20 protein-coding genes and 1 pseudogene are annotated in these 22,884 nt (G+C 64.1%); 9 read left to right on the top strand and 12 right to left on the bottom strand.

Annotation, left to right across the window (positions count from 1 at the left end):
* Both Q0K06_RS09395 and Q0K06_RS09400 read left to right on the top strand, forming a co-directional pair.
* A pseudogene (locus tag Q0K06_RS09395) lies at window positions 1–177 on the top strand (dihydropyrimidine dehydrogenase); the annotation flags it as partial.
* Between the two features lie 95 nt (window positions 178–272).
* Window positions 273–980, top strand: a complete 708-nt coding sequence (locus Q0K06_RS09400; RefSeq protein WP_294551564.1) for a class I SAM-dependent methyltransferase — start codon at window positions 273–275, stop codon at window positions 978–980.
* Window positions 981–1,060: 80 nt separating this feature from the next.
* On the opposite strand, the gene Q0K06_RS09405 is transcribed toward Q0K06_RS09400, so the two are convergent.
* The 4 genes from Q0K06_RS09405 to Q0K06_RS09420 form a co-directional block, all read right to left on the bottom strand.
* Entirely contained in the window at window positions 1,061–1,993 is a 933-nt protein-coding gene (locus tag Q0K06_RS09405) for a hypothetical protein (RefSeq protein WP_294551566.1), read from the bottom strand.
* Between the two features lie 92 nt (window positions 1,994–2,085).
* A complete protein-coding gene (locus Q0K06_RS09410; protein ID WP_294551569.1) occupies window positions 2,086–5,406 on the bottom strand; it encodes a CHAT domain-containing protein in 3,321 nt (1,106 codons plus the stop codon).
* The gene (locus Q0K06_RS09415; protein ID WP_294551570.1) at window positions 5,387–5,968 is read right to left on the bottom strand and encodes a hypothetical protein; all 582 of its coding nucleotides are present in this window, start codon (window positions 5,966–5,968) and stop codon (window positions 5,387–5,389) included. Before Q0K06_RS09415 ends, Q0K06_RS09410 begins: the two co-directional genes overlap by 20 nt.
* Window positions 5,961–6,746 (bottom strand): hypothetical protein, encoded by a 786-nt coding sequence (locus tag Q0K06_RS09420; RefSeq protein WP_294551572.1) that lies wholly within the window; start codon window positions 6,744–6,746, stop codon window positions 5,961–5,963. The genes Q0K06_RS09415 and Q0K06_RS09420 overlap by 8 nt, the downstream gene beginning before the upstream one ends.
* A gap of 200 nt (window positions 6,747–6,946) precedes the next feature.
* Between Q0K06_RS09420 and Q0K06_RS09425 the strand changes: the two genes are divergently transcribed.
* From Q0K06_RS09425 to Q0K06_RS09435, 3 genes are read left to right on the top strand one after another with little or no spacing between them, the layout of a single operon-like run.
* On the top strand, window positions 6,947–8,980 hold the full coding sequence (locus Q0K06_RS09425; RefSeq protein ID WP_294551574.1) for an AAA family ATPase: 2,034 nt from the start codon (window positions 6,947–6,949) through the stop codon (window positions 8,978–8,980).
* 2 nt (window positions 8,981–8,982) lie between these two features.
* Complete coding sequence (locus tag Q0K06_RS09430; RefSeq protein WP_294551576.1) at window positions 8,983–9,741, top strand: hypothetical protein; 759 nt, start codon at window positions 8,983–8,985, stop codon at window positions 9,739–9,741.
* Complete coding sequence (locus Q0K06_RS09435; protein WP_294551578.1) at window positions 9,707–10,033, top strand: hypothetical protein; 327 nt, start codon at window positions 9,707–9,709, stop codon at window positions 10,031–10,033. The genes Q0K06_RS09430 and Q0K06_RS09435 overlap by 35 nt, the downstream gene beginning before the upstream one ends.
* Window positions 10,034–10,088: 55 nt before the next feature.
* On the opposite strand, the gene Q0K06_RS09440 is transcribed toward Q0K06_RS09435, so the two are convergent.
* The 4 genes from Q0K06_RS09440 to Q0K06_RS09455 all read right to left on the bottom strand — a co-directional run bounded on the left by Q0K06_RS09440 (window position 10,089) and on the right by Q0K06_RS09455 (window position 14,908).
* The gene (locus tag Q0K06_RS09440) at window positions 10,089–10,895 is read right to left on the bottom strand and encodes a hypothetical protein (RefSeq protein ID WP_294551580.1); all 807 of its coding nucleotides are present in this window, start codon (window positions 10,893–10,895) and stop codon (window positions 10,089–10,091) included.
* Between the two features lie 30 nt (window positions 10,896–10,925).
* On the bottom strand, window positions 10,926–12,464 hold the full coding sequence (locus Q0K06_RS09445) for a recombinase family protein (protein ID WP_294551582.1): 1,539 nt from the start codon (window positions 12,462–12,464) through the stop codon (window positions 10,926–10,928).
* Window positions 12,465–12,683: 219 nt separating this feature from the next.
* The gene (locus Q0K06_RS09450; protein WP_294551584.1) at window positions 12,684–13,676 is read right to left on the bottom strand and encodes a WYL domain-containing protein; all 993 of its coding nucleotides are present in this window, start codon (window positions 13,674–13,676) and stop codon (window positions 12,684–12,686) included.
* Entirely contained in the window at window positions 13,676–14,908 is a 1,233-nt protein-coding gene (locus tag Q0K06_RS09455; RefSeq protein WP_294551585.1) for a WYL domain-containing protein, read from the bottom strand. Before Q0K06_RS09455 ends, Q0K06_RS09450 begins: the two co-directional genes overlap by 1 nt.
* A gap of 265 nt (window positions 14,909–15,173) precedes the next feature.
* Here Q0K06_RS09455 and Q0K06_RS09460 point away from each other — a divergent pair, with 265 nt between their 5' ends.
* On the top strand, window positions 15,174–16,640 hold the full coding sequence (locus Q0K06_RS09460; protein ID WP_294551586.1) for a DUF2828 family protein: 1,467 nt from the start codon (window positions 15,174–15,176) through the stop codon (window positions 16,638–16,640).
* On the opposite strand, the gene Q0K06_RS09465 is transcribed toward Q0K06_RS09460, so the two are convergent.
* Entirely contained in the window at window positions 16,606–17,010 is a 405-nt protein-coding gene (locus Q0K06_RS09465; RefSeq protein ID WP_294551589.1) for a hypothetical protein, read from the bottom strand. The two genes, Q0K06_RS09460 and Q0K06_RS09465, sit on opposite strands and share 35 nt — an antisense overlap.
* 201 nt (window positions 17,011–17,211) lie before the next feature.
* On the opposite strand from Q0K06_RS09465, the gene selD reads away from it, so the two are divergent.
* The 3 genes from selD to Q0K06_RS09480 all read left to right on the top strand — a co-directional run bounded on the left by selD (window position 17,212) and on the right by Q0K06_RS09480 (window position 20,326).
* The gene (gene selD / locus Q0K06_RS09470) at window positions 17,212–18,261 is read left to right on the top strand and encodes a selenide, water dikinase SelD (protein ID WP_294551591.1); all 1,050 of its coding nucleotides are present in this window, start codon (window positions 17,212–17,214) and stop codon (window positions 18,259–18,261) included.
* A gap of 142 nt (window positions 18,262–18,403) precedes the next feature.
* The gene (locus Q0K06_RS09475) at window positions 18,404–19,783 is read left to right on the top strand and encodes an ROK family protein (protein WP_294551596.1); all 1,380 of its coding nucleotides are present in this window, start codon (window positions 18,404–18,406) and stop codon (window positions 19,781–19,783) included.
* 108 nt (window positions 19,784–19,891) lie between these two features.
* The gene (locus Q0K06_RS09480; RefSeq protein ID WP_294551598.1) at window positions 19,892–20,326 is read left to right on the top strand and encodes a hypothetical protein; all 435 of its coding nucleotides are present in this window, start codon (window positions 19,892–19,894) and stop codon (window positions 20,324–20,326) included.
* 12 nt (window positions 20,327–20,338) lie between these two features.
* Here Q0K06_RS09480 and Q0K06_RS09485 read toward each other — a convergent pair whose 3' ends face one another.
* The 3 genes from Q0K06_RS09485 to sdaAB all read right to left on the bottom strand — a co-directional run bounded on the left by Q0K06_RS09485 (window position 20,339) and on the right by sdaAB (window position 22,505).
* The gene (locus tag Q0K06_RS09485) at window positions 20,339–20,902 is read right to left on the bottom strand and encodes a hypothetical protein (RefSeq protein WP_294551600.1); all 564 of its coding nucleotides are present in this window, start codon (window positions 20,900–20,902) and stop codon (window positions 20,339–20,341) included.
* Between the two features lie 75 nt (window positions 20,903–20,977).
* Complete coding sequence (gene sdaAA, locus Q0K06_RS09490; protein ID WP_294551602.1) at window positions 20,978–21,835, bottom strand: L-serine ammonia-lyase, iron-sulfur-dependent, subunit alpha; 858 nt, start codon at window positions 21,833–21,835, stop codon at window positions 20,978–20,980.
* A 1-nt stretch (window position 21,836) separates the two neighbouring features.
* Window positions 21,837–22,505, bottom strand: coding sequence for an L-serine ammonia-lyase, iron-sulfur-dependent subunit beta (sdaAB, locus tag Q0K06_RS09495; protein WP_294551604.1), 669 nt, complete (start codon window positions 22,503–22,505; stop codon window positions 21,837–21,839).
* Window positions 22,506–22,884 lie beyond the last annotated feature (379 nt).

Genomic DNA, 22,884 nt, shown 5'->3' on the forward strand with positions numbered 1-22,884 from the left:
CCCGGCCTGGACACCAACAAGAAGGGCTGCCTCATCGTGGCGGACGACGGCGTGACCACAACCCGGGAGGGCGTGTTTGCCGGCGGCGACGCGGTGACCGGCGCGGCCACCGTCATCCTGGCCATGGGCGCGGGCAAGAAAGGCGCCGAGCAGATCAACGCATACCTCTCCAAGTAAGACAAAATATCACGGGCGGCAGGCGCGTGCTCTCTCCACGCCGCCTGCCGCCCGGAGAATTTGGACGAACAGCCAGAAAGAAGGATATGGCAGTCATGCTGCACCTGAAAGAATATCTGCCCGGCCTGAAGCAGGGCAAGGCACTGGATGTGGGCACCCGGTTTGGCGAATTTGCCTTCACCCTGGCGGAGGCCATGCCTGAGGGCTCTGAGGTCATCGGCCTGGAGTGCGACCCCAAGACAGTGGAGGAGGCCAAAGCGAAGAACGGCGGCAAGGGCATTACCTTTGTACAAGGCGACGGCGCCCACATGGACTTCCCTGACGACACCTTTGAGCTGGTAGCCATCTCCAACACGCTGCACCATATCGAGGACTACGGCGCAGTGCTCAGGGAGATGCTGCGGGTGCTCAAGCCCGGCGGCTGGTTTCTGGTCAACGAGATGTACTCGGACAACCAGAACGAGGCCCAGCAGACTCACTTCCTCCAGCACAGCCTGGAGGCCAAGCTGGACATGCTCTCCGGCGGCTTCCAGCGCCCCACCTGGAACCGGCAGGAGATTATTGATATCCTCAGCACTCTGCCCCTTGCCGACGTGCGGACCGTGGACCTGCTGGAGGAGCCCGAGATGGACAGGAAGCTGGCGGGCAAGACGGCCAAGCTGGTCTCTGCTGTGGAGAAGAAGGCTGCCGGCAAGCCGGAATACGAGCAGCTGCTGGCCGAGGCCAGGAGCATCCAGGAACGGTATGAGCGCACCGGAATCCAGCGCTGCACCCAGCTGGTCTATCTGGGGAAAAAGACCTGACCGTTCGCAGAACCTACAAAAGGGACCGGACAGCAACCGCTGTCCGGTCCCTTTTGCCCGGGGAATCAGTCGTCGTCCTCCTAAGGCTGGACGGCTGCCAGTCCGTCCCGCAGGCGCTGGAGTGCGCGGGGGGAGAGACAGGGGCCGTCGTCTTCCAGCTGGCGGAGAAATTTCGTCATGGCCTTCAGCTGTTTTGGCATCACCGGGACAGTGACAACACCGGTGGACAGCCATTCTACCGCGGGGAAGAAAATCAAGGGGATGTGGAGCGCGTCGTCCAGCAGGTCGGCCAGGCAGGGCAGTGCGGGCTGGGAGGCGCTGAGGGGGATGACACAGGATAAGCTGATCTCGTTATCCAAAGGAGAGTGATTCCAGTTGAAGTAGCGCGAGGCCTGGTCGATCTCGGCAAACAGCAGCAGCAGCGCGGGGGACATCTCGCTTCCGCAGAGGATGGGCAGCGTCACCTTGAAGCGGACACAGGGATTGGGGCTGCGCTTCAAGATGATGAGCAAATCAAAATGGGCGGGAAGAAAACCCATGGAAGGGATGAAAAAAGCCGGGCTGCCGTCGATGTCGCCTGCGATATAGTGATATGTGCGGCGGTCCAGCTCCGCCCGGATCTCCTCCTGCGCCCGGCGGAAGTCAGCGTCTTTGACGTCCTCATGGCGGGAGAACATCTCAAGGAGCTCGTTGAGAATGTCGTCCTCCGACATGTCCAGCTCCGCAGCATCATCCTTATTCGTACCTACGTCCTCAGCACTCCACACCAGTTCGTCTTCAAAGTCTTCGCCCTCATCCTCGTCTTCAGCGTCCCATATCAGATCGTCTTCAAAGTCCTCATCCTCCTCCGGATCTGCCTGGGAATCGTCCTGGGGCAGAAACTCCAGCGCCCTGCCGTCCTCTTCTGCGGCGTCTCTGATGGGAAAAGTCTCTCCGGTATCCAGCCAAACAGCATGGGGGCGTTTATGATCCTGGGGCTGGCCGTCTGCGGGAAAAATAACGTGATAGTCCATAATAAAATCCTCCCTGTCTCTGTTCTGGACATGTTCACCCAATGAAACGGAGCAGGGAGGAGATTATCACAGCAGACAGGCGGAAAGGTCGTTTATTCGTAGAGAATATAGCCGCCCCAGTAGCGGATCTGGGCAAATGGGCGGTGGGTGGGATTGAGGCGGGACATCTTCCGCATGTCCTCTGCCACCAATCCGATACGGCGGAACCGCCGCTCGTCAAACCAGCCGGCACAGCTCAGCTCCCCAATGGTGACGGTGCGCAGATAGTGCTGGGCGTCCTGGAGGGCCTGTCCGGCGGGCATGGAGGACAGATTGTCGTAAAACCGGTCCATGAGGATGAGGGAGGCGAAGTCGTCGGCCTCCCAGATGGACAGGAGCATAACCCTGGCGCCCTGGACCTTGAAGGCGGTCTGGAGACCCACAATGCCGTTGCCCTGGCGGATATCTCCCATGCCGCTGAAGCAGGCGGACAGCACCACCAGGTCGGGCGGGGACATCCGGTAGTGGCACAGCTCCTCGGCAGTCAGAATGCCGTTGCCCAGCACCGGGTCCTTTTTCCCGGTGAGGAGCCAGTCGTTGGCTCCGGCAAAATACAGGCAGGAGCGGCGCATGGGGTTGGGAGCATACTCGTACTCCTGGCTGTCGTCCTCCTCGTCGCTGAAAAAGGCGCCGTGGGTGGCGATGTGGATAATGGAGGCGCGGCAGTTCTGGAGGGCATGCTTGTCCGCCGCCCGCCGCATCAGGGGGACAGAGCCGGTCTTTTCCGCCACCATCTGGGCCTCCAGTTTGGTGACGGGGATCTTCTGAACCAGACGGTCCCGCAGAGCCGGGGGCGCCTGGGCCGGGTCCAGCGGGGTGAGGGAGAAATCCGGGTTGCCGATTACCAGGGCCTCGCGGCCCTGTGGATGGATAATCTGGTCCGGCCTCAGATCCCGGGCGCTCTCCAGGTAGATTACGCTGTACCGGTCGCAGAGAAAGGTGGAGGAGTCCCGGCTGAGCAGACTGAAAGGCAGCTTGGGCAGGTCCCCATCGGGGGAGAAGAAGAGGGTGCGCACCTCCGGGCCGATAAGGGGCTCCACCGGCCGGAAGAGCAGCTGATACAGGGAGCGGTACCCAGCCGCTCCCACCACACGGGCCAGAGCTTTGTTTTTGGTAGCCCGGGCGCCGGCAGTCACAAAGAGCAGATTGCGCCGCACCTCCAAAAAGTTCAGGGAGCGCAGCCTGCGCAGCCGGAGATAACCGCCCGACCGGAACACCACAAACACCGCGTACCGCATGTCTCCCAGCGTGAGAGCGCCGGATCGGTTGGCGGGGTAGGCGTAGTAGTCCACCAGCGCGGCATTGGGGGGCAGATTTTTGAGGATTGCGCCGCAGGTGAGCCACCGGAAGGCGCCCGGCGGGTCCTCTGCCAGCGAGAGCTCCAGCAAACGCTTTTCCTCCTCCAGGCCGGAGATATCCCGGACTGTGCCCCGGAGCAGCTCCTCAGTCTTTTCGTCCGTGATGTCCGCCTGGAGCCGGTCGATCTGCCGGTAAATTGGCTCGTCCTCCGGGTGGGCCTCCCGCCGCCTGCGGCTGATGCGCAGAAGGCGGGAGTAGATGGACTTGCCGTTGATGATCAGCTCATAGAGCTGGTTGACCTCCATGGAGACGGCCCCCTGGTCTGCCAGGGCCAGAATGAAGTTGATGATAATCGTGTTGGACCACAGGGAGTCCAGAATGTACGCCTGGTCCCGGCAGGCGAGGATGCGGCGGATCCGGTCCTCCATGCTCCCCGCCAACTCCTCCAGCAGGGCCTTGAGGGAGGCGCTGTCCAGCAGGTCAGGCAGATAGGGGAGCAGCGGAAGGGCGGTGCTGAAGAGCATGCCCTGGGGGTGGAGGCTCTGGTGGGTCCGGGCGTCCTCCAGGGCGGACAGGGCCCGCCGCCGGGCGGAGCCTCCGGCCCCCTGCCGGAGCGCGAGCAGCGCTCTGGCCCGCTTGAGGGCAATGGATGCGGTGGTTACCCCGGGACTGAGCCGGCCCAGCAGGCTCTCGCAGCGGTCCAGCGCAGCGCGGATGCGAACCAGCCGGTCCTGGGAGACAAAATCCTCCTGGAGCTGGGCATATGTTCTGTTGAAGAGAGACCAGAAGCGGAGGGCCACGTCGCTCTCCGAAGTGGAGAAGGCCTGGTTGGATGGGGCCGCCTCCGGGGGCAGCAGCTCCTCCAGACCGAAAAAGCTGGCGGTGATGTAGAGAATGGCAGCCGCCCGGCTGTGATACAAATCCGCCTCTTCTATCAGTTCCGCGCCCTCCTGAAGCAGCCGCACCGCCTCCTCGTCCTGAGCGGAGTAGGCCAGGGGATAGAGCAGGTTGTTGATGGCCGCCAGTGTATCCTCCCCGCCGTAATCATGGGTGCGGGCGAGCAGATAGGCCTGCTTGGCGTGAAACTCCATCCGGCCCAGGTCAGAGGGGGTCTCGGTATGGGTGAAGTAATAGCGGGCATAGTTGGTGTGCAGGCGGAAGCGCAGCCGCTTGTCCTCATCCTCCTCTGGCGCAAGGGCGCCCAGCAGTGCCTCAGCCTGACGCAGGTGGTCCGCCACCCCGGCGGTCTCCAGCCGGTCCAGCAGGATGTCCACAACGAGAAGGTGGGTGTGGCAGAGGATGGAGCGGGAGAACCCGGCCTCAGGCTGACGGAGCAGAATCCGGCTCTGCTCCAGAGCGGCGGCAGAATCTCCCATCAGGTAGCACAGGTTCATCAGCTCCCTGCGGGCCACCATGAGAAAGGGGGTGTCCTCGCCAAAGTAGTCCAGCCGGATGTCCACGCACCGGCGCAGCAGGTCCCGGGCCTCTTCCTGACAGCCCTCCTCCGTCTCCAGCAGAGTGCCTGCAATGAGCAGAAGATCAGACACGCTGGCTCTGTCGAGCTGAGCCAGCGTGTCCAGGCAGTTCTCCAGAATATCCCGGTAGAGGGAGAGCACCTGTTCCCGGGGCTGTCCCTGATAGTAGTAGACAATTTCGTAGAGAAGGAGAAGCTCGGCCGTATAGGTGCTCTGGCCGTAGATGTCCCACAGAGTCAGATTGATCCGCCCTGCCAGGGCCTCCGCCTCCTGGGGGGAGAAGTGGTCTGCCTCCGCCCGCAGGAGAAAGGCCAGCTCCATCAGCGTGGCGGTGCAGAAGGAGAAGAAGGCCTCGTCCCAGGGCTCCGGCTCCCGGGCAAACAGGCGCAGCAGCACGCCGGCATAGGCGGGCGCCTCGTCCAGACTGCGGACAGGTTCGGGCAGCAGCTCTATCAGCCGCTCCCGCTCCTCCGGGCTGTCCTCCAGGGCCAGCAGGTGAAGCTGGAAGAGCAGGGCGGCGTGTTCCTCGCCCCTGGCCGCCGCGGCGTCCCGCCGGGCGGCCAGGCGGGAGGGAGACCGGTCAGAGGACGGCAAGGTCATAGGAGCCGTCCTCCACACCGCAAAATTCTGCCGTCCACACTTCGCCGCTCCGCTGCATCTCCTGAATGGCGGCAGGCGTGCCATCTGCCCGCAGGAGCACTGCCACAGGGCTGGGGGAGGGGAGCTCCTCCGCGTCCAGCTGGACGCGAAGTGCCCCGTTCCGGACGATCAGCTGGTTGTAGCTGTTTTCGTTGTCCACCAGCCAGCCCGGTATGCCGGACTCCGGGCCGGGCGAACGGGTCCCAACGGGGATGGGATGGCCGAAATCACACGCTCCGAAGCGGACGGCGTCCAGCAGCAGCTTCCGCGCGGCGTCCTGAATACGCAGGCGGAACCAGGCGGCCTGCTCCAGCAGCCGGTCCGCCGCGCCGGGCTGGCCGGCGCCGATGGCCAGGGCGCCGGCTGAATCCCGCAGGTCCAGCAGGGCCTGGCAGGTCTCCCGGCAGGCGGCGCAGTGGACCAGGTGGGCGTTAATCCGGGCGGCCCTGGCTCTGGCCTCAGGGCCGGTGCTCCCGTCGTAGACAAAGGCAAAGAGCTCTTCCAGCGTGATGTGTTCACTCATCGAGGGTACCTCCCATAATTTGCTCCCGATGTTTCTTGACGGAGCCTTTGACCCGGTTGGTGACCAGGGTGATCTCCCGCGGGGTCAGCCGGAAGGGCGCGTCCGCCCAGCCGTCCTGGAGCTTTCGGTCCAGGGGCTCCAGCAGGGACTCCGGTGGGGCGGAGGTGAACAGGAAGCACAGCGCCTTCCACAGCGTGGATCGCAGTTCGGACAGAGGGCGGCCGGAGAAATGCCGGACAAGGGCGGCCGGCGCCCCCTTTTTCTTGTCCGCTCCGGCGCTTGAGAGCGGTATGATAATCCCGTTGTAGAGCACGGCCAGCAGCCGGTCCGGGGTCATGTCCAGGTTACAGATATGGGAGATGGCGCGGCAGCACCTCCGGTAATTGATCAGACGATCCGCCTCCCGGAGCAGGAGGGACTCGGACGGCCGCCCGGAGGAGGGGCCGCCGTCCGTAGTCTCCTCCAGGGACACCTCCTGCTTCAGACTGCGCTTGCGGTAGAAGTCGCTGATTTTGCTCGCAGCCACCTTTTTCAGCCAGGCGTTCCGCTGGGCGGGGAGACTGCATTCCGAGGAGTTGAGAAACATGCTTATCCTCAGCCAGACCTCGGTTTTAATGTTCTGCATCACATCGTCCGAATCTGGATACTGGATTTTGGACCGGACCATATGTCCGATGGAGCGCTCCACCGTTGTGTCCAGTTCGTTGTAAAATTCCTGGTCGCCGGAGGCTATGCCCGCTTTCAGCCGTTCAAAAAAGGCCTGGGTTCCAAATTCCATCAGTCGTCACCGCCTTTCAGCCGGAGCATTGTGGATTATCGTGCCTGTATAGCTTTTATTATACAGAAACGGGAGGCGGGGAGCAAGATCACGGTTTAACAGGGAGAAAAATTTTTCTCCTGTCTGTGACAATGGAGGGAAAACCGCGTTTTCCCCTGTGAAAGAAAAACTGCCGGATACACACGGGAGGAGGAAATACCGTGAAAAAGCCGAATACGGAAGAGCGCCCCAGCCTGATGACCGTGCATCTGCCCGAAACCCTGAAGAGCAAGCGGATTCAGAATCTGGTGGGAAAATTCGTAGACAACGAGGGGGAGCTGGGCTTTGTGCTCCACAGCACCCGGTACAGCGAGAAAGCCATGGGGGTGGAGCTGGAGGAGCCCAGGCTGAGGAATCTGGTGGCCTGGCTGGCGGAGAAGAAGGAGCTCATGATGCTCACCGGGCGAAGAGAGCGGAAGGACCCCGATCTGTTTCGGGTGTGGAGCCTGGACCCGGGCGGCCCGTACAGCGCGATGCCCGACTTCTTCGGCAATGAAAAAAAGACAAGCATGACCCTGGGCAGAATGAACACCCTGCTTCGGCTGCTGGGCATCGGGACGGCGGGGCCGGATTTGACCGTGCAGGACAGCGGAGAGGAATTCCAGACGGAGGATGAGCTGCGCCTGCTGATGCGGGTGTGCGGAGAGGCCTATCCGCCGGAGATCCGCGCCTGGGCGGAACGGACCCTGGACCAGTGCGAGAAGATCTGGAACGGCACGGAGCGGGAGAAGCAGCACGCCGTCCGCGCCCTGACCTACGCGCTGAATATCAACTGGAACATCCGCACTCTGAATCTGCCCACGCTGGAGGAGGCCAGGCAGATTATGGACAGCACCTTCTACGGCCTGGAGCCGGTAAAGCAGCGCATTCTGGAGGTGCTGGCCCAGATGAAGCGGACGGGCACCATGCCCTCCTGGGGCCTCCTGCTGGACGGCCCTGCCGGCGTGGGCAAGACCTCCATCGCCAAGGCGGTGGCCCGCATCCTCAACCTGCCCATGACTGTGCTGGACATGTCCACCATCCGGGACTATGAGGACCTGACCGGCTCCTCCCGCATTTACAGCAACGGCCGTCCCGGCCGGATCATCCAGCAGCTTTACGGGGCCAAAAGCGCCAACGTGGTCATGGTCATCAACGAGCTGGACAAGGCGAGCGGCAACAACGGCAAGGGCAATCCGGCCGACGCCCTGCTTACCCTGCTGGACGGCAGCGGCTTTACCGACACCTTTATGGATGTGGCCATCCCCACCCGGGGCATCTTCTTTGTGGCCACCTGCAACGAGCTGAGTGACATCAGCCGTCCCATTCGGGACCGGTTCCTCCGCATCTCTGTCCCCGGGTACAGCGGAGAGGAGAAGAAGGAGATCTTTTCCCATTATACCCTGCCCAAGCTGATGAAGCGGATGGGAATCGCGCCGGAGGAGTTCTCCATTACCTCCCAGGCGCTGGAGGCCCTGTGTACCCGATATGCCACTCAGCCGGGCGCCCGCGATCTGGAGCAGTACGGCGAGAAGCTCCTCGCCCGATATCTCTACCGGCGGGAGCTGGGAGAGAAGAACTTCTGCTGCGACCTGGACATGCTCCGCAGCGTCCTGGGGCCGGAGCGGTGCGTGGAGCGGACTGTGGCCTTCTTTCCCGGCATGGTGAACGCGGTTTACCGCGGAGAACACGGCGTGAGCTGCTTTCCCATCCAGGCGGCCGCACGGCTGGGGGATGGGAGCCTGCGGCTCATCGGCATCCACAGCACGGAGCTGAGGGAGAACTGCCAGGTGGCCTACGAATTTGTCTGCCGGATGTTCCGGAACAGCCCGAGGATGAAACGGACGGACGTGGTGCTCTTTTCGCCCCAGAACGTGGATGACGCCTGCGGCGGCACGCTGAGCGTGGCGGCAGCGGCGGCCATCCTCTCCGCCATAACAGGGCGGGAGTTTGGGTCGGACTGCGCCTTCCTGGGGAGCTGCGACCTGTATGGGAACACCTATTTTGACGACGTGAGCGCCGACGACTACCTGGACGCTCTGGAGGCCAGCGGGATCACCACAGTGTACGCCGCCGCGGGTACGGGCAGGAAGCTGTACCGGTACAAAAGCGGCCGGAATATCCGGGTGGTGGAGGCGGCCAACCTGTCCATGCTGCTGGAGGCGGCGGCCTACCGCCTGCCCGCCGCGCTGAAGAACCGGGAGAAGGGGGAGTAATTATGCGCAACCGGAACGACGAGGGATATCTGGCCTTTCTGTGGGATACGGCGCTCATGAGCGGCCTATTCCTCTTTGCCTTCTGGCGTATGGGACCCTGCCGCCTGATCAGTCCCTTTACCGGCGAACAGCTGGACCTGGACACATCCTTCCGGGTCCTGGTGGTTTTGGTGGTTGGGGCGGAGGTGGTGTGTTATCTGGCCACCTCTGCCCGGCAGCGCCGGTTCTCCACCGCCGTGGTCAACGCGGCACTGCCCTTTGCCATCTACTGCTTCTGCTGCGTGCGGCCCTACTGGGGCTGGAAGTGGCTGGCTGTGCTGGCTGTGCTGTGCGCTGCTCTGGTGGGGCTGGGGGCGTCCAGCATCCTGACCCCAGCGCCCAGGCATTGGAGCTGGACAGAGCTTGTCCGCAGCAGGCTCCGTTTTTTTGTCTCCCGGGGGCGGCTGGCGGCGGTGCTGTGCTTCCTGGGGGCTCTGCTGACTGTGGTGGGCAACGGTATGTTCGGCATCCCGGTCTTAACGGCGGACAGTACAGAGGTGTCCGACGGAGGCGCGGCGGTGGATGAGAACAGACTGGTCTGCCTGAATGAGGAGCTCTGGGCGGCGCTGGACGAGCAGGAGCGGCTGGAGGTGCTGGGGGTGGTGGTGCAGGCGGAGTGTGCCTATCTGGGCACCCCTGATGTGCCGCCTCTCCACGGCGCTTATCTGGGGGGGCTATGTGATAGGAATGTACGACTGGAACAGAAGGGACATCACCATTGACATGCAGCTGCTGGGACAGTCAACGGCGGCGGAGTGTATGGACACAGTGCTCCACGAGATGTATCACCACTACCAGCAGTGTCTGGTGGACTGCTACGCCGCCATGGAGACGGAGTACCGTACGCTGCGGGTCTTCCGGCAGGTGCCGGAGTACATTGAGGAGACAGAGCACTACCAGACCGACGGCATGGACTACTATGATCAGGATCTGGAGCGGGACGCCCGGGACTACGCGGACTACCGGGCAGGATATTATCTGGACCTGGTGGCGGAGCTGACCGGGGAGGAGTAAAAGGCGGCAAAGCGGTTCCGGGCGCGCCGTCAGGCGCCCCCGGAACCGCTTTTTGTCAGGCGCCGGGCAGCCGGGCTTTCAGCTGGCCGATTATTTCCTGAGCAGTGCGGTAAACCTGGTCAAAGTCCACGTTGGGGTTGTAGAGGGACTCCAGGTCGTCGTGCATGGCCTTGGCCTGGGCCAGGGAGTCCACCGCCTCCTCCACCAGGGCGGCAGACACCTTGCGGGAGAACCGCAGCCTGGCCCGGAGACGGCGGGCAGTCTCCTGGTCCACCATGGCGTCCAGCCGCAGGCGGCGGTAGGGCCGCTTGCCGTAGGGCAGGGCGGGGGTGCTGGTGACAAAGGCCAGGGACAGGCCGGGAATGAGCAGGTGCTCAATCCGGTCGGGCCACATGGGGGAGGGGCAGAGAATGACGTCGTACCCCGCCGCCATGGCTCCGGCGGCCAGATGGGTGAGCATGACGTGGGCCAGGCCGTAGCTGTCGGACAGCTCATAGACCCGGCGGCACAGGGCGTCCACAGTGTCGAAATTGCACAGCAGTCCCTTCCAGGTGATGGCCCCCAGGAACCGCTGCACCGCCTTTCCAGGCTCCCTGCCGCTCTTTTTTACCTCCCGGACCAGGATGCCGCGGGTCCGCTTGGCCAGCCTGGCCTCTACGGCGGGGGTCATGAGGGCCGCCCGCATGTCCTCGCCGATCTGGGCCGCCGCCGTCAGGCACCGGTAGGCCCGCTGGTAGCAGCCCTTGTAGCCCTTCATGCAGGCGGTCAGCTCAGACCGTATGGCCTGGAGCCCCGTCCGGTCGTAGCAGGCGCCCAGATTGACATAGCGTTCCACCGCTCCAGGCAGCTTTGGCTCCACCACGTGGGCGTGAGCAACATTACGCGGGTTTCCTCAGAACTTCCAGGTGATTTGGATTGGCTGCTCTCCGGTTTCAGGGTTCCGCTCCCCAACCTCCACCTTTTCGATGAGCAGTACGGCCAGCTCCCGGGGGAGCTGATCCAGCTTCAGCAGCGCCCCGGATTGGGCGGCGGCATCTGCGCGGCGTTCTGAGGGGAGGGGAGTCTCCGCCAGCCGGACCTCCAGCCTCTCCTGCTCGGCCAGAAAGGACTGGTTCAGCGCCCAGAACTGTTCTGTGGTGACAAGGCCCTCCACCCGGTCCAGGTAGAGGGCCTTCAAGGCCTGGCGGCACTTTGCCAGCCTGGCGGACAGGGTGCGGCGTTCCCGCTCCAGGGCCTCCGCCTGGAAGCGCTCTGCCGGGGGGAGAGGCAGATCCTCCGCCGGACAGCAGAGGTTCACATACCGCCGGACCTGCTCTGTCACCAGGGACACCAGGCGGTCCAGACGGATGGAGTGGCGGGTGCAGCCGCCGCCGGCGGCGTACCGTCCGCACCGGAGGTAGGAGAGGCCCGCCTTGCCCTGCCGCACATTGGTGGTCCGGCTCATGGAGCTGCCGCAGTCCAGACACTTCACCAGCCCGGCCAGGGGATGGGGACTGCCGCTGCCGCCGCCTCTGGCCCGGAGGGACAGCCCCTGCTGGACAGCCTGGAAGAGGGAGCTGTCCACAATGGCCTCGTGGGTGCCCTCCACCCGGAACCACTGCTCCCTGGGCAGATCAATGAGGGCCTTGGACTTGTAGCTCACCTTTTTCCGCCGGCCCTGGACCATAACCCCGGTGTACATCTCGTTGCGGAGGATGCGCCACACGGTGGTCTTGTTCCACAGTCCCCGGCCGTCCGTGCCCGGCCGGACGCCGGGCCAGCCCCGCTCCAGCTTGTACCGGGTGGGATTGGGGATGCCCGCTGCGTTGAGCCGCCGGGCAATCTCCTGCTTGCCCTTTCCCTCCAGGGACCAGCGGAAAATCTGCCTCACCACCCCGGCGGCCTCAGGGTCTATGATGAGGCGGTGCCGGTCAGCCGGGTCTTTCCGGTAGCCGTAGATGGGCGCGCCGCCGATATACTGCCCCTGCCGCCGCTTCATGTCAAAGACTGTGCGGATGTTCTCTGACAGGTCCTCCAGGTACCACTCGTTTACCAGGCCATTGATCTGCCGGGCCTTTTTGTTGCCCCGCACCTGGGTGTCGGCGTTGTCCGCCACCGCCACAAACCGGATGCCCCAGAGGGGAAACAGACCGTGGATATACTTCTCTACCAGCTCCATATCCCGGGCGAACCGGGACTGGCTCTTGCACAGCAGAACCTGGAACCTGCGGGCCTGTGCGTCCCGGAGCATCCGGTTGAAGTCGGGCCGCAGCCGGTCGGCTCCTGAGCAGTCCTCGTCGCAGTAGACCTGAAAAACCTCCCACCCCTGGTCGGCGGCATAAGTGGTCAGCAGGGCCTTCTGGTTGCGAATGCTCTCCGAGGCATCTCCCTGCCGGTCCTCATCCTCTTTGCTCAGCCGGGTGTAGATGGCGCACCGCACCGTACTGCTCATGCCTTTTGTACCCCGGCCAGCCAGGCGGCCACCGCCCGCCGGACGGCCTCTCTGTCCGGCGGCGCAGAAGATGTAAATCGCTCTGTGAGCACCAGCACCGTTTTATCCATTGCCATACCTCCCGCGCTCATATTTTTTGCTCATCAAACTCTATGAGCCGTAGAACGGGAGTATGAGCGGCAAGAGAGCCCCCGGCGCATACAGCGCCGGGGGCTCCGATTAAGGTGCAACGGTTCCCTTCGGGCCGAAGCCCAGCAGGGCGGCCTGCCTGGCCACCCGTTCCCGCATCAGGGTCACAAAGGAGGCCGGCTCCAGCACCCTCACCACCGAGCCGAAACCCAGCAGCCGGATGAGCACTTCGGTCTCGTCCTCCCACTGGTACCAAAGCCGGACGGTGCAGGCGCCGGTCTCCTCATCGTACTCGCTCTGCTTCTCATAGGAGGAGAACTCCAGCATGAACCGCTCCACGCCGTTGCGCTCGCTGGTGACCTGCAGGAGCAGGGGCTGGGCGCAGCGGTGGCGGCGCCGCCACTCCGCCACGTCAAAGGCGCCGTCGTACCGCGCCTCAGAGGGGAAGAGGTCCACAATCCGCCCCAGGTTGAGGATGTGGCAGCTGTGCCTGGCGTCCTCCTGCACTTTGACGGTGTAGATCCGGAATTTGTCGTCCCGGGGAGAGTACTCCAGCCGCAGGGGGCGGTGGTCGCCGGTATGAATGCCGGTCTTGGGGGCCTGGTAGGTCAGGCGGAGCACGGTCCCGTCCGCCAGGGCGGCCAAAATGGCCTGAAAGCGCCGGCGGTAGCCCGGGTCGGCGTAGTTATCCCCGTCCAGAAAGCGGTCAAAGTACACGATATCCTCCTGCCGGTACAGGGGCTCCACACCGGCCAGGGCCTCCTCCAGGCGGGCCAGCTGCCCATCTGAGAGGAAGAGGCGCAGCCGGGGGTCAGCCAGCAGGGCCTTCAGCCAGGCCCGCTCCAGATGGGTCACCGGCAGGTCGGGCAGACGGTCCAGACGGCTGTGGAACAGGCCGTCCCGCTCCTCCAGCAGGGGCCAGTCCCGGCTGTCCAGCAGCTTGGGAATGAGCTGAAGGACGCTCTCGCCGTAGCCCCGGCCCGCCGCCAGGGCCTCCGCCTGAGCCCGGGTCAGGGGGGCGCTGCGGAGAATTTCCGCCACCACTGCGTAGTAACAGCCGTAGACCTCGGAAAACAGCTCCATCAGTCCTCACCTCCGTACAGCTCCGCCATGCGCCGGATATCGTCATAAAACCGGTCCACGACACTCTGGTTGTCACACTCAAGAGACACAATGCGCCCGATAAAAGTCTTGACCCAGTTCATCATCTCGCCGGCGTCGCAGACGTACCGGGTGCAGCGCCACAGGCCGGGGCCCGCCTGCTCCACCGTGCCGCACCGGCTCTCCCGGCGCAGCCGCTGGATGATATAAGGCTCCCGCGCCTCGTCGGCGGCCACGGTCATGGAGAACCGCTCCAGCCGGGGATTGCTGTGGAGGATTGAGCCCCAGCTGTGCGCTAGCCGCTCTTCGGCAAGGGCGCGGCACGCTCCGTCCTCCTCCTGGCCGGGGCGGAGGGAGAGGGCCTTGATGTAGTCCAGCCGGAGGGAGACAAAGTGCCGCTGCTCAGGCAGCCAGGCAGCCAGATAGCGCCGCCCGGTCTGGACGCTGACCATAATCTTCACCGGCACCGCTGCCGTCACCTGCTCCAGACCGCTGCGGCCGCTGACGTTGGTCACCTCTAGCCGGGACTGGGTGCGGATGGCCTCCAGGGCGGTGAGCAGTACCTGGTCCTCCAGGGTATGGACAATGAAGTGGTGCTTGAAGCGGAGCTTACAGTCCTCCTCACCCCGGCGGCTGGCCAGAAAGCTGCCCACCACCGAGAGGGGGGCTGTCTCCCCGAAGAAGCACAGCAGCTCGGGCAGCCGGGCCGGGTCGGGGAAGAGGGAATCCAGCGTGCAGGGGGAGAGGGCGTAGCACAGGGCGCGGCCCTGCTTTTGCGCTTCCAGAATGCCCAGTTCCGCGTACTCCTTCAGCTTTCGCCGGACTGTTGGCAGCTCGAAGAGGGTGCCGTATCGCGCCGCCAGCGCGTCGGTGATTTCCTCGGCATGGCGGGGGAGACCGTCGGCAAGCAGGTCCAGCAGGCAGAAGTGGAGTGTGATGTCGTTGTCGGTGAAGCTCTTGGACTGCCAGGCCCGGTACAGCGGGTTGTGGGCCAGCTCCGCCGCGTCCATGGACAAAAACACCGCCTTGCCCTTGGCGCGGTATTCCCAGCGCAGATTGTCCCCAAGCCAGCTCTCAATGCGGCGGCGCTCATTGTCGTAGGTGCGGGCACTCTTGCCGTCAAACTCCCGCCGGGTCTTGTAGCCGAAGACCAGAAAGTCCCGCATGTACTCCCGCACCGATTCAAACCGCTTTACCAGCTCACGATAGGCCATGACGCCGCCCCCTTTTCTGACAGTGTACGACAAAACGGCGGACCTCGCAACTTTTTTGAGAGGAAAAAGCGGGCGCCGCAGGTTATGATATGCACATGAAAGGCGCCCACAGCAACTTCTTTTTTTGGCTCGGGAGAAGCTTCCGGATCAAGTCCGGAATACGGCGCCTTGTACGCAGAAAGGCACAGACAGCAATCTTACCGGTTATGTGGCTTCAAAACACAACGTGCCTTGTTATCCGCCTCAACCGACAGGAGGTACCGTCATGTTGGAAGCGTTGAAAAGAGAATCCATCCGCACCTGCACGGAAAATGGCGGCGCCGCCTGGTCCACCACCATGAGCGGCTGCCTGGACCTGTTTTCCACCGTGGGAGCCCTGCGAGGCGCGTCCTGGGAAGAGATTCAGAACCGCTTTACACGGGCCTGGGCCGAGGACAGAGACACGGCGGTGAAGATCGCCTTCTTCGCCCGTGACGTCCGGGGCGGCCTGGGTGAGCGCTACGCCTTCCGCATCATCCTGAAGGCCATGGCCCGCCTGTCCCCCGAGACGGTGGTCAGGAACCTGGGCAACATCCCCGAGTATGGCCGCTGGGACGACCTGCTCGCCCTCTTTGACACGCCCTGCAAAGGCGCGGCCATCGCGTATATCAAGGCCCAGTTGGACAGGGATGTGGAGGCCATGGAGTCGGGAGAGGGGAATGTCTCTCTCCTGGCCAAGTGGCTCCCCTCGGTGAACGCCAGCAGCCCCGACACCCTGCTCTCCGCCAAGATTCTGGTGAAGGGCCTGGGCATGACCGAGGCCTCCTACCGCAAGACCCTCTCCGCCCTGCGCGCCAGAATCGCCATTCTGGAGAACAACCTGCGGGAGAGGGACTACACTTTTGACTACGCCAAGCAGCCCTCCAAGGCCATGCTCAAGTACCGCCAGGCCTTTCTCCGAAACGACGGCGAGCGCTACCGGGCCTTCCTGAGGCAGGTCTGTGAGGGAAAGACGGCCCTCCACACGGACACCCTCTATCCCTACGACGTGATTGCACCCGTTCTTGTGGGCAAGGTGATGTCCCAGGAGGAGCGTCTCGCCCTGGACACCACCTGGAATGCCCTGCCCGACTATGCCGGCGGCGGCAACGCCCTGGTGGTGGCCGACGGATCGGGCTCTATGTACAGCAGGTATGTCAGACCTGTTCCCGCCGCTGTGGCCCTGTCCCTGGCCATCTACTTTGCCCAGCGGAACACCGGAGCCTTCCGCAACCACTTCATCACCTTCTCCCGCAGCCCCAGGCTGGTGGAGATCAAGGGTGAGGACCTCTATGAGCAGGTGCATTACTGCGCGGGTTTCAATGAGTGTGCCAACACCAACCTTGAGGCGGTCTTTGACCTGCTCCTCCGCACTGCCGTGGAGAACCACATGAGCCAGGCGGATATACCCGACACCCTGTACGTCATCTCTGACATGGAGTTTGACCAGGGGACCGAGCGCGCGGATGTCACCGCCTTTGAACAGGCCCGCCGGGCCTTTGCCGCCGAGGGCTACCAGCTTCCCCAGGTGGTGTTCTGGAACGTGGCCAGCCGCGGCCTCCACCAGCCCGTCACCATGAACGAGCAGGGGGCGGTGCTTGTCTCTGGCTGTACGCCCAGGCTCTTCCAGATGGTGACCCAAGGGGAATTCTCTTCCTACGCATACATGATGGACGTCCTCAGCGCGCCCCGCTACCGCGGCCTGACGGCATAACCCCCATTACAGCCATGCAGGCGGCGTGTCCCAATCCGGGATGCGCCGCCTTTTTGCCGGAGAAGTGTCCCTGTGTTGCCCGGCCGTGGGGTGCGGTACCGTCCACAATGGCGGTGGACAGGGTGGGGATGATGACGGCGTCCAGGGAGTCCGGGTCGCCGGAGCACTGGATGTACTCCACCGCCAGGCCTTGCTCCTCCATGGCGGCCCCTACTTTCCGCATGAGGGAGGACTTGCCGCAGCCCGGGCCGCCCTTGAGGATCATCACGTCCTGGGCCTGGTCGGGGTCGATGAGCTGGTCGTAGAGAGAGTAGAAGCCGGAGGGGGCGTTTGCCCCCAGGTAAAACTGTACACGCGGTTGCGCAGCCATATGGATAACCCTCCAGTATTCAAAATAGGAAAAGAGACATGGATTTCTTCTCAGTTCCAGCCTATGCCGGACCGGCGCGGCGGGTGAGACGGCGGCGGGCCGGCGTGGAAAATTTGCAGTTTATCCCCGGTGGGAGATGTGATATAATAGAATAAAATTGCTCCGGGCATCTGCCTCGGGGCAGGGGAGAGGAGGCGCGGTATGAACGAAGAACCGGTCAGACTGACCAAAATGACAGCCGCGGGCGGCTGAGGGGCCAAGATAGGACCGGGTGTCCTTGGACAACTGCTGGCGGACCTGCCAAAGGGCTCTGATGAGCGGCTGATGGTGGGTTTTGACGCCAGCGACGACGCTGCCGTCTACCGGATCAACGACGATACCGCCATGATCCAGACGGCGGACTTTTTCCCGCCCGTAGTGGACGATCCCCGCAGCTTTGGCCGGATTGCGGCGGCCAACGCCCTCTCCGACGTGTACGCTATGGGGGGCACGCCCCGCCTGGCCATCAATCTGCTCTGCTTCCCCACCTGCCTGAACCTGGAGATTGTCCGGGAGATTCTGGCTGGCGGCGCCGACAAGGTGGTGGAGGCCGGAGCGGTCATCGCCGGAGGGCACAGCATTGAGGACACGGAGCCGAAATACGGCCTGTGCGTCACCGGCTTTGCCCGGCCGGAGGAGATTCTGACCAACAGCGGCGCAAAGCCGGGGGATTTGCTGGTGCTCACCAAGCCGGTGGGAACCGGCGTGCTCTCCACCGCCGCCAAGGCGGAGCTCCTCACCGACGGACAGCTCAGGGAGATGATCGACCTGATGAGCACCCTGAACAAGGGGGCCCAGGAGGTCATGCTGCCCCTGCGGCCCAACGCCTGCACGGATATCACCGGCTTCGGCCTGCTGGGCCATGTCAACGAGCTGGCCGAGGGCAGCGGCGTGACGGTGCAGCTGTGGGCTGATACGGTGCCCTTTGCCTCCGGCGCGCTGGAGCTGGCCCGGGACGGCATCATCCCCGGCGGCGCCTACCGCAACCGGAGCTACCTGGAGGGCAAGGTGAAGGTGGAGGAGGCCGTGGCGCTGGAGGTGTCCGACCTGCTCTTTGACCCCCAGACCGCAGGCGGCCTGCTCATCTCCATCCCGGAGGACCGGGGCGCAGAGCTGGTCCGGCGGCTGAAGGACCGGGGCATCCCCGGCGCGGTTATCGGACAGGTGCTGCCCAAAGCGGAGTACAGCGTCCATGTACTGTCCCATATGTGATGGGAAAGACAGCGGAAAAAGACCGGAGCCCGGCGTTGCACAGGCTCCGGTCTTTTTGTGCAAAAAGTGAGCAGGTTTGGATAATGCGGCGGGGAGATTGGTGTGATAGACTGGAGGCAACCAACAAGAGGAGGATGCCTTCATGGAATTTTTAGGACTGGATCTGCCGGTGACCCACCTGCCCCAGCTGGATAAGACCTTTGTGCCCCTGGCGCGGTTCTTCCGGGTCTATGAGAGCGGTGCAAAACACCCCTTCGCCCTGGCGGTGGAGCGGGAGAACGGCCTGGTGTCGGTGTACAACACCGACCTGCGCACCGAGGGAGCGCTGAGCGACGCCGACCGGCTGTACGTAGACCGGCTGGCCAAGTTCCTCCTCTGGTCCCGGGGCGGCTGGAAGCTGATCGCCTGCGGCAGCGCGGCGGCGGCGGAGTACCTGTGCAGCGCCTACGCCCCTGGCGGAAGCCGGGACTTTGACCGGGACTTCATGGAGGGGGTCTATGAGCGGCCCTTTACCGTGGAGAGCCGCAGCTACGCCGACCGCCCTGCTGAGAAGGGCTCCTCCCGCCCGATTGGGCGGCATCTGGAGGGCTGCCGCATCGGTCTGGACGCAGGGGCCAGCAACCTGAAGGTGAGCGCCCTGGTGGACGGCAGGAGCGTGTTCTCCGACACCATGCCCTGGCGTCCCAGCGAGCAGAGCGACCCCCAGTACCACTATGACCACATCACCGCCGCCCTCCGGGCCGCCGCGGAGCATCTGCCCCGGGTGGACGGCGTGGGCGTGTCCACCGCAGGCGTGCTGGTGGGGGAGCGGTGCATGGTGGCCAGTCTGTTCCTCTCCGTAGGCAAGGAGGACTTTGACAAGTCCATCAAGGACATTTACCCCCGTACCGCCGCCAGCCTGGGGGAGAATATTCCCTTTGCCGTGGCCAATGACGGCGACGTGACCGCCCTGGCCGGGGCTATGGGTTTGAACGAGAACGGCATTCTGGGCATCTCCATGGGCAGCAGCGAGGCCGGCGGCTACGTGGACAAGGCGGACAACGTGACCGGCTGGTTCAATGAGCTGGCCTTCACCCCCATCGACGTGCAGCCCGATGCCGCCCGGGACGACTGGAGCGGCGATGCGGGCTGCGGCGTCAAGTACCTGAGCCAGGAGGGCGCGGTGAAGCTGGCCGCCATGGCCGGGCTGGAGCTGCCCGAAGGCGGCGCCGCCGACAAGTTCTCCGCCCTCCGCCGCCGGATGGACGGGGGCGACAGATCGGTGGAGGTGGTCTACCGGGATCTGGGCGTCTACCTGGGCCACGCCCTGGCCCTGTACGCCCGGTTCTACGACATGAACTGCGCCCTGGTGATGGGCGGCGTGGCCGGCGGCGCCGGCGGAGACATCATCCTGTCCACTGCCCGTCAGGTCCTGGCCGACGAGTACCCTGACTGCACCTTCTCCGTCCAGGCGCCCGACGAGCGGGTGCGGCAGATCGGCCAGAGCGCCGCTGCTGCCAGCCTGCCGGACAGCCGGACATAAAAGTACATATAAAAACACGGGGCCAGCGTCTTTCGGACGCTGACCCCGTGAAACATTTCGGGCCGCTTTTCGTCTATACAGACAGGAGAACAAAAGGAGGGCGTCTGCATGAAACGAGGAAAGCGCTGGCTGCTCGCCCTGCTCTGTCTGGCGGTCATCGGGTGCGGCATATGGGCCGCCTCCGCCATGGCCGGGCGGCGGCCCTACAAGGACCTGACGGCGGCGGATATCCGGTCCGCCACGGTGCAGCTCACCCCGCCGGACACCACGCTGGAAATTCCCGATACTGCCGAGCTGGCGGAGTATCTCAGCCAGGCGGTCATCTACGGCCGGGACGGCTCCTACACGGAGTACGCCGGTCAGGGTGTGACCTTCACCCTCCATCTGGCCGACGGCAGCACCGCCGAAGTCATGGCATACAACCCCTTCCTGGTGATAGATGGGGTAGGCTACCGGACCAAGTATGAGCCCTGTGAGGCGCTCAGCTGCTACGCAAACAAACTGCTCAGCAGCGGAGAGGCTGTGGTGATTGCGGAAGGGTGAATTTTTGCGCGTTTACCCGTGAATGTGGAACTTGCCCTCTATGAAATGGCGGTAGTCCGGGTGGTCTGCGGCGGCCTCATATTCTGCCCTGATGGTTCTGGCGTTCCACTCCAGCTGTGAGGGTGAGCTGTCCTCATAGCGGAGAATGGTGATGAGCCCCTCCCGCTCCGCTGCCAGAATGGCCTCGTAGGCGTCGGGGATGAATTCACAGCGGGTCACGGTTACCGGCTGGCTGGAGGCGGCGGCGTCCGGAATCTGGAGGGAAAAGCCGGAGTCCGCGATGGACTCCGCAGAATAGATGTACCCGGAGACACCACGATAGGTGTCCTCCAGCGCATTGGGATAGTACTCTTCAATGCGCTGTGTGCCGTCTTGATTGAAGCCGTAGGGTCCCCATTTTTTCCAGGGGCCGCAGTAGGCAAATCCGGTCTCCTTGCAGTATTTTTCAACCGCATTGCTCAGGTATACCAGCACGTTTTCCCGCTTTTTTGAGAAATAAATCAGCGGTACGCCGTGGTTGGAGATGCGGGGCTCCAGGACCTCGATGCCCCGTACCGGGGAGGCGTGGTAGTACATGGCGCTGCTTCTCCTTTCGTCGATGAGTGGATGATAAGAGCCTCTGTGCGTGGTGCAGAGGCTCTTGCTGTGTGCTTATTTGCCCAGAATCTGCTCCGCGATGCGCCGCCCGGTTGGGGTGGCGGCCAGGCCGCCCGCGCCGGTCTCCCGGAGGGCGGCGGGCATGGAGTCGCCCACCGAGCGCATGGCGTCAATGACCTCGTCGCAGGGAATGGCGTTCTTCACGCCGCACAGGGCCATCTCGGCGCAGGATAGAGCGTTCATGGCACCCATCACGTTGCGCTTGACGCAGGGTACCTCCACCAGTCCGGCCACTGGGTCGCACACCAGGCCCAGAATGTTGCTCAGGGCCATGGCGCAGGCGTGGGCCATCTGCTCCGGTGTGCCGCCCATGAGGTGGACCAGAGCGGCGGCGGCCATACCCGAGGCGGAGCCCACCTCGGCCTGACAGCCGCCCTCGGCCCCGGAGATGGAGGCGCGGGAGGCGATGACCTGCCCGAACCCGGCGGCCACATAGAGGGCCTGGGTCATGGCCTCGTCGGAGAGGCCGTCCCGCTGCTGAAGGGGGAGGAGCACGGCGGGCAGCACGCCGCTGGCTCCCGCCGTGGGGGCGGCCACAATGCGCCGCATACAGGCGTTGCACTCGCCGGTTTTCAGGGCGGTGGCGATGACGGCCGAGAGGAAGGGGCCGCACAGCCTGCCGCCCTGCTCCGCCACCAGTCCGCCCTCGCCGCCCACCAGGTCGCTGGATGAGCGGAGCAGAGGGCTGTACTGCGCCACGCTCTCGGTCATGGCCGCCCAGAGGCGGGCCATTTGCCCCCAGGAGTCGGCGGCGTCGGCGCCCCGGTCCCGGATATCGTCGGCCTGGACCGCCTGCCACAGCGGCATCTCCGCCGCCGCCCGCAGAAGGCCCTCCACAGATGTAAACGCCATGTCAGCCGTCCTCCTCCATGTTGAGATAAGTCACCCGCACAATGCCCGGGCAGGCACGCAGCTCCTCGATAGCCTCCTGCCAGATGTCCTGGTCGCTCTCCAGCACCATCACCGCCAGGCCGCCCCGCATGTTGCGGTAGAGCTGCATGGTGGCGATGTTGACCTGCCGCCGGGAGAGAATGGCGGACACCTCGGCCACCGCGCCGGGCCGGTCCTCATTGCGGATGATGAGGGTGGGGTACTCTCCGGTGAAGGAGGCGTCCAGCCCGTCGATGGCGTTGACTCGCACACGGCCGCCGCCCAGGGAGGAGGCGTTGACCTCCAGAGTGTTGCCCCGCTCATCCTCTACCTTCAGCAGCACCGAGTTGGGATGGGCGCCCCGGAGGACGATGCTGCCCAGGCGCACCAGCATCCCGGCCCGCTCCGCCAGAGGGAAGGCGCGGGGAATGTCCGGGTCATCGGGAGCCATGCCCAACAGGCCGGCCACCAGAGCCTTGTCGGTGCCGTGGCCCTTGCCGGTGGCGGCAAAGGAGCCGTGGAGCAGCAGCTCCGCCCGGACCGGCGGGCGGCCCAGCAGCTTGCGGGTGATGAGGCCGATGCGCACAGCTCCCGCCGTGTGGGAGCTGGACGGCCCCACCATGACAGGGCCCATAATATCAAAAATATTCAAAAGAAAACCACCTTTCAAAAAACGCGCAGGACCTGTGGGGCCGTCCAGCGTGAGCGGGAGCGAGCCGCCGCTGTGCGGCGTCCAGGCGTTTTCCCGGAGGGGAAAACCCTGATGCGGGGCGGATTTATTCCGCCCCAGCAGATGAAAAAGAGAGAGGGGCCCCGGAGTACGCGTCAGCGTGCTCTGGGGAGGGCCCCACCATGACAGGGCCCATAATATCAAAAATATTCAAGAGAAAACCACCTTTCAAAAAACGCGCAGACCCATGGGGCCGTCCAGCGTGAGCGGGAGCGAGCCGCCGTTGTGCGGCGTCCAGGCGTTTTCCCGGAGGGGAAAACCCTGATGCGGGGCGGATTTATTCCGCCCCAGCAGATGAAAA

The sequence above is a fragment of the uncultured Pseudoflavonifractor sp. genome, assembly GCF_944387805.1.
Taxonomy (GTDB): domain Bacteria; phylum Bacillota; class Clostridia; order Oscillospirales; family Oscillospiraceae; genus Pseudoflavonifractor.

Coding starts and splice junctions, on each gene's coding strand:
- Q0K06_RS09400 (WP_294551564.1), top strand. CDS start 273: ATGCTGCACCTGAAAGAATATCTGCCCGGCCTGAAGCAGGGCAAGGCA.
- Q0K06_RS09405 (WP_294551566.1), bottom strand. CDS start 1,993: ATGGACTATCACGTTATTTTTCCCGCAGACGGCCAGCCCCAGGATCAT.
- Q0K06_RS09410 (WP_294551569.1), bottom strand. CDS start 5,406: ATGACCTTGCCGTCCTCTGACCGGTCTCCCTCCCGCCTGGCCGCCCGG.
- Q0K06_RS09415 (WP_294551570.1), bottom strand. CDS start 5,968: ATGAGTGAACACATCACGCTGGAAGAGCTCTTTGCCTTTGTCTACGAC.
- Q0K06_RS09420 (WP_294551572.1), bottom strand. CDS start 6,746: ATGGAATTTGGAACCCAGGCCTTTTTTGAACGGCTGAAAGCGGGCATA.
- Q0K06_RS09430 (WP_294551576.1), top strand. CDS start 8,983: ATGCGCAACCGGAACGACGAGGGATATCTGGCCTTTCTGTGGGATACG.
- Q0K06_RS09435 (WP_294551578.1), top strand. CDS start 9,707: ATGTACGACTGGAACAGAAGGGACATCACCATTGACATGCAGCTGCTG.
- Q0K06_RS09445 (WP_294551582.1), bottom strand. CDS start 12,464: ATGAGCAGTACGGTGCGGTGCGCCATCTACACCCGGCTGAGCAAAGAG.
- Q0K06_RS09450 (WP_294551584.1), bottom strand. CDS start 13,676: ATGGAGCTGTTTTCCGAGGTCTACGGCTGTTACTACGCAGTGGTGGCG.
- Q0K06_RS09455 (WP_294551585.1), bottom strand. CDS start 14,908: ATGGCCTATCGTGAGCTGGTAAAGCGGTTTGAATCGGTGCGGGAGTAC.
- Q0K06_RS09460 (WP_294551586.1), top strand. CDS start 15,174: ATGTTGGAAGCGTTGAAAAGAGAATCCATCCGCACCTGCACGGAAAAT.
- Q0K06_RS09465 (WP_294551589.1), bottom strand. CDS start 17,010: ATGGCTGCGCAACCGCGTGTACAGTTTTACCTGGGGGCAAACGCCCCC.
- Q0K06_RS09475 (WP_294551596.1), top strand. CDS start 18,404: ATGGAATTTTTAGGACTGGATCTGCCGGTGACCCACCTGCCCCAGCTG.
- Q0K06_RS09480 (WP_294551598.1), top strand. CDS start 19,892: ATGAAACGAGGAAAGCGCTGGCTGCTCGCCCTGCTCTGTCTGGCGGTC.
- Q0K06_RS09485 (WP_294551600.1), bottom strand. CDS start 20,902: ATGTACTACCACGCCTCCCCGGTACGGGGCATCGAGGTCCTGGAGCCC.
- sdaAA (WP_294551602.1), bottom strand. CDS start 21,835: ATGGCGTTTACATCTGTGGAGGGCCTTCTGCGGGCGGCGGCGGAGATG.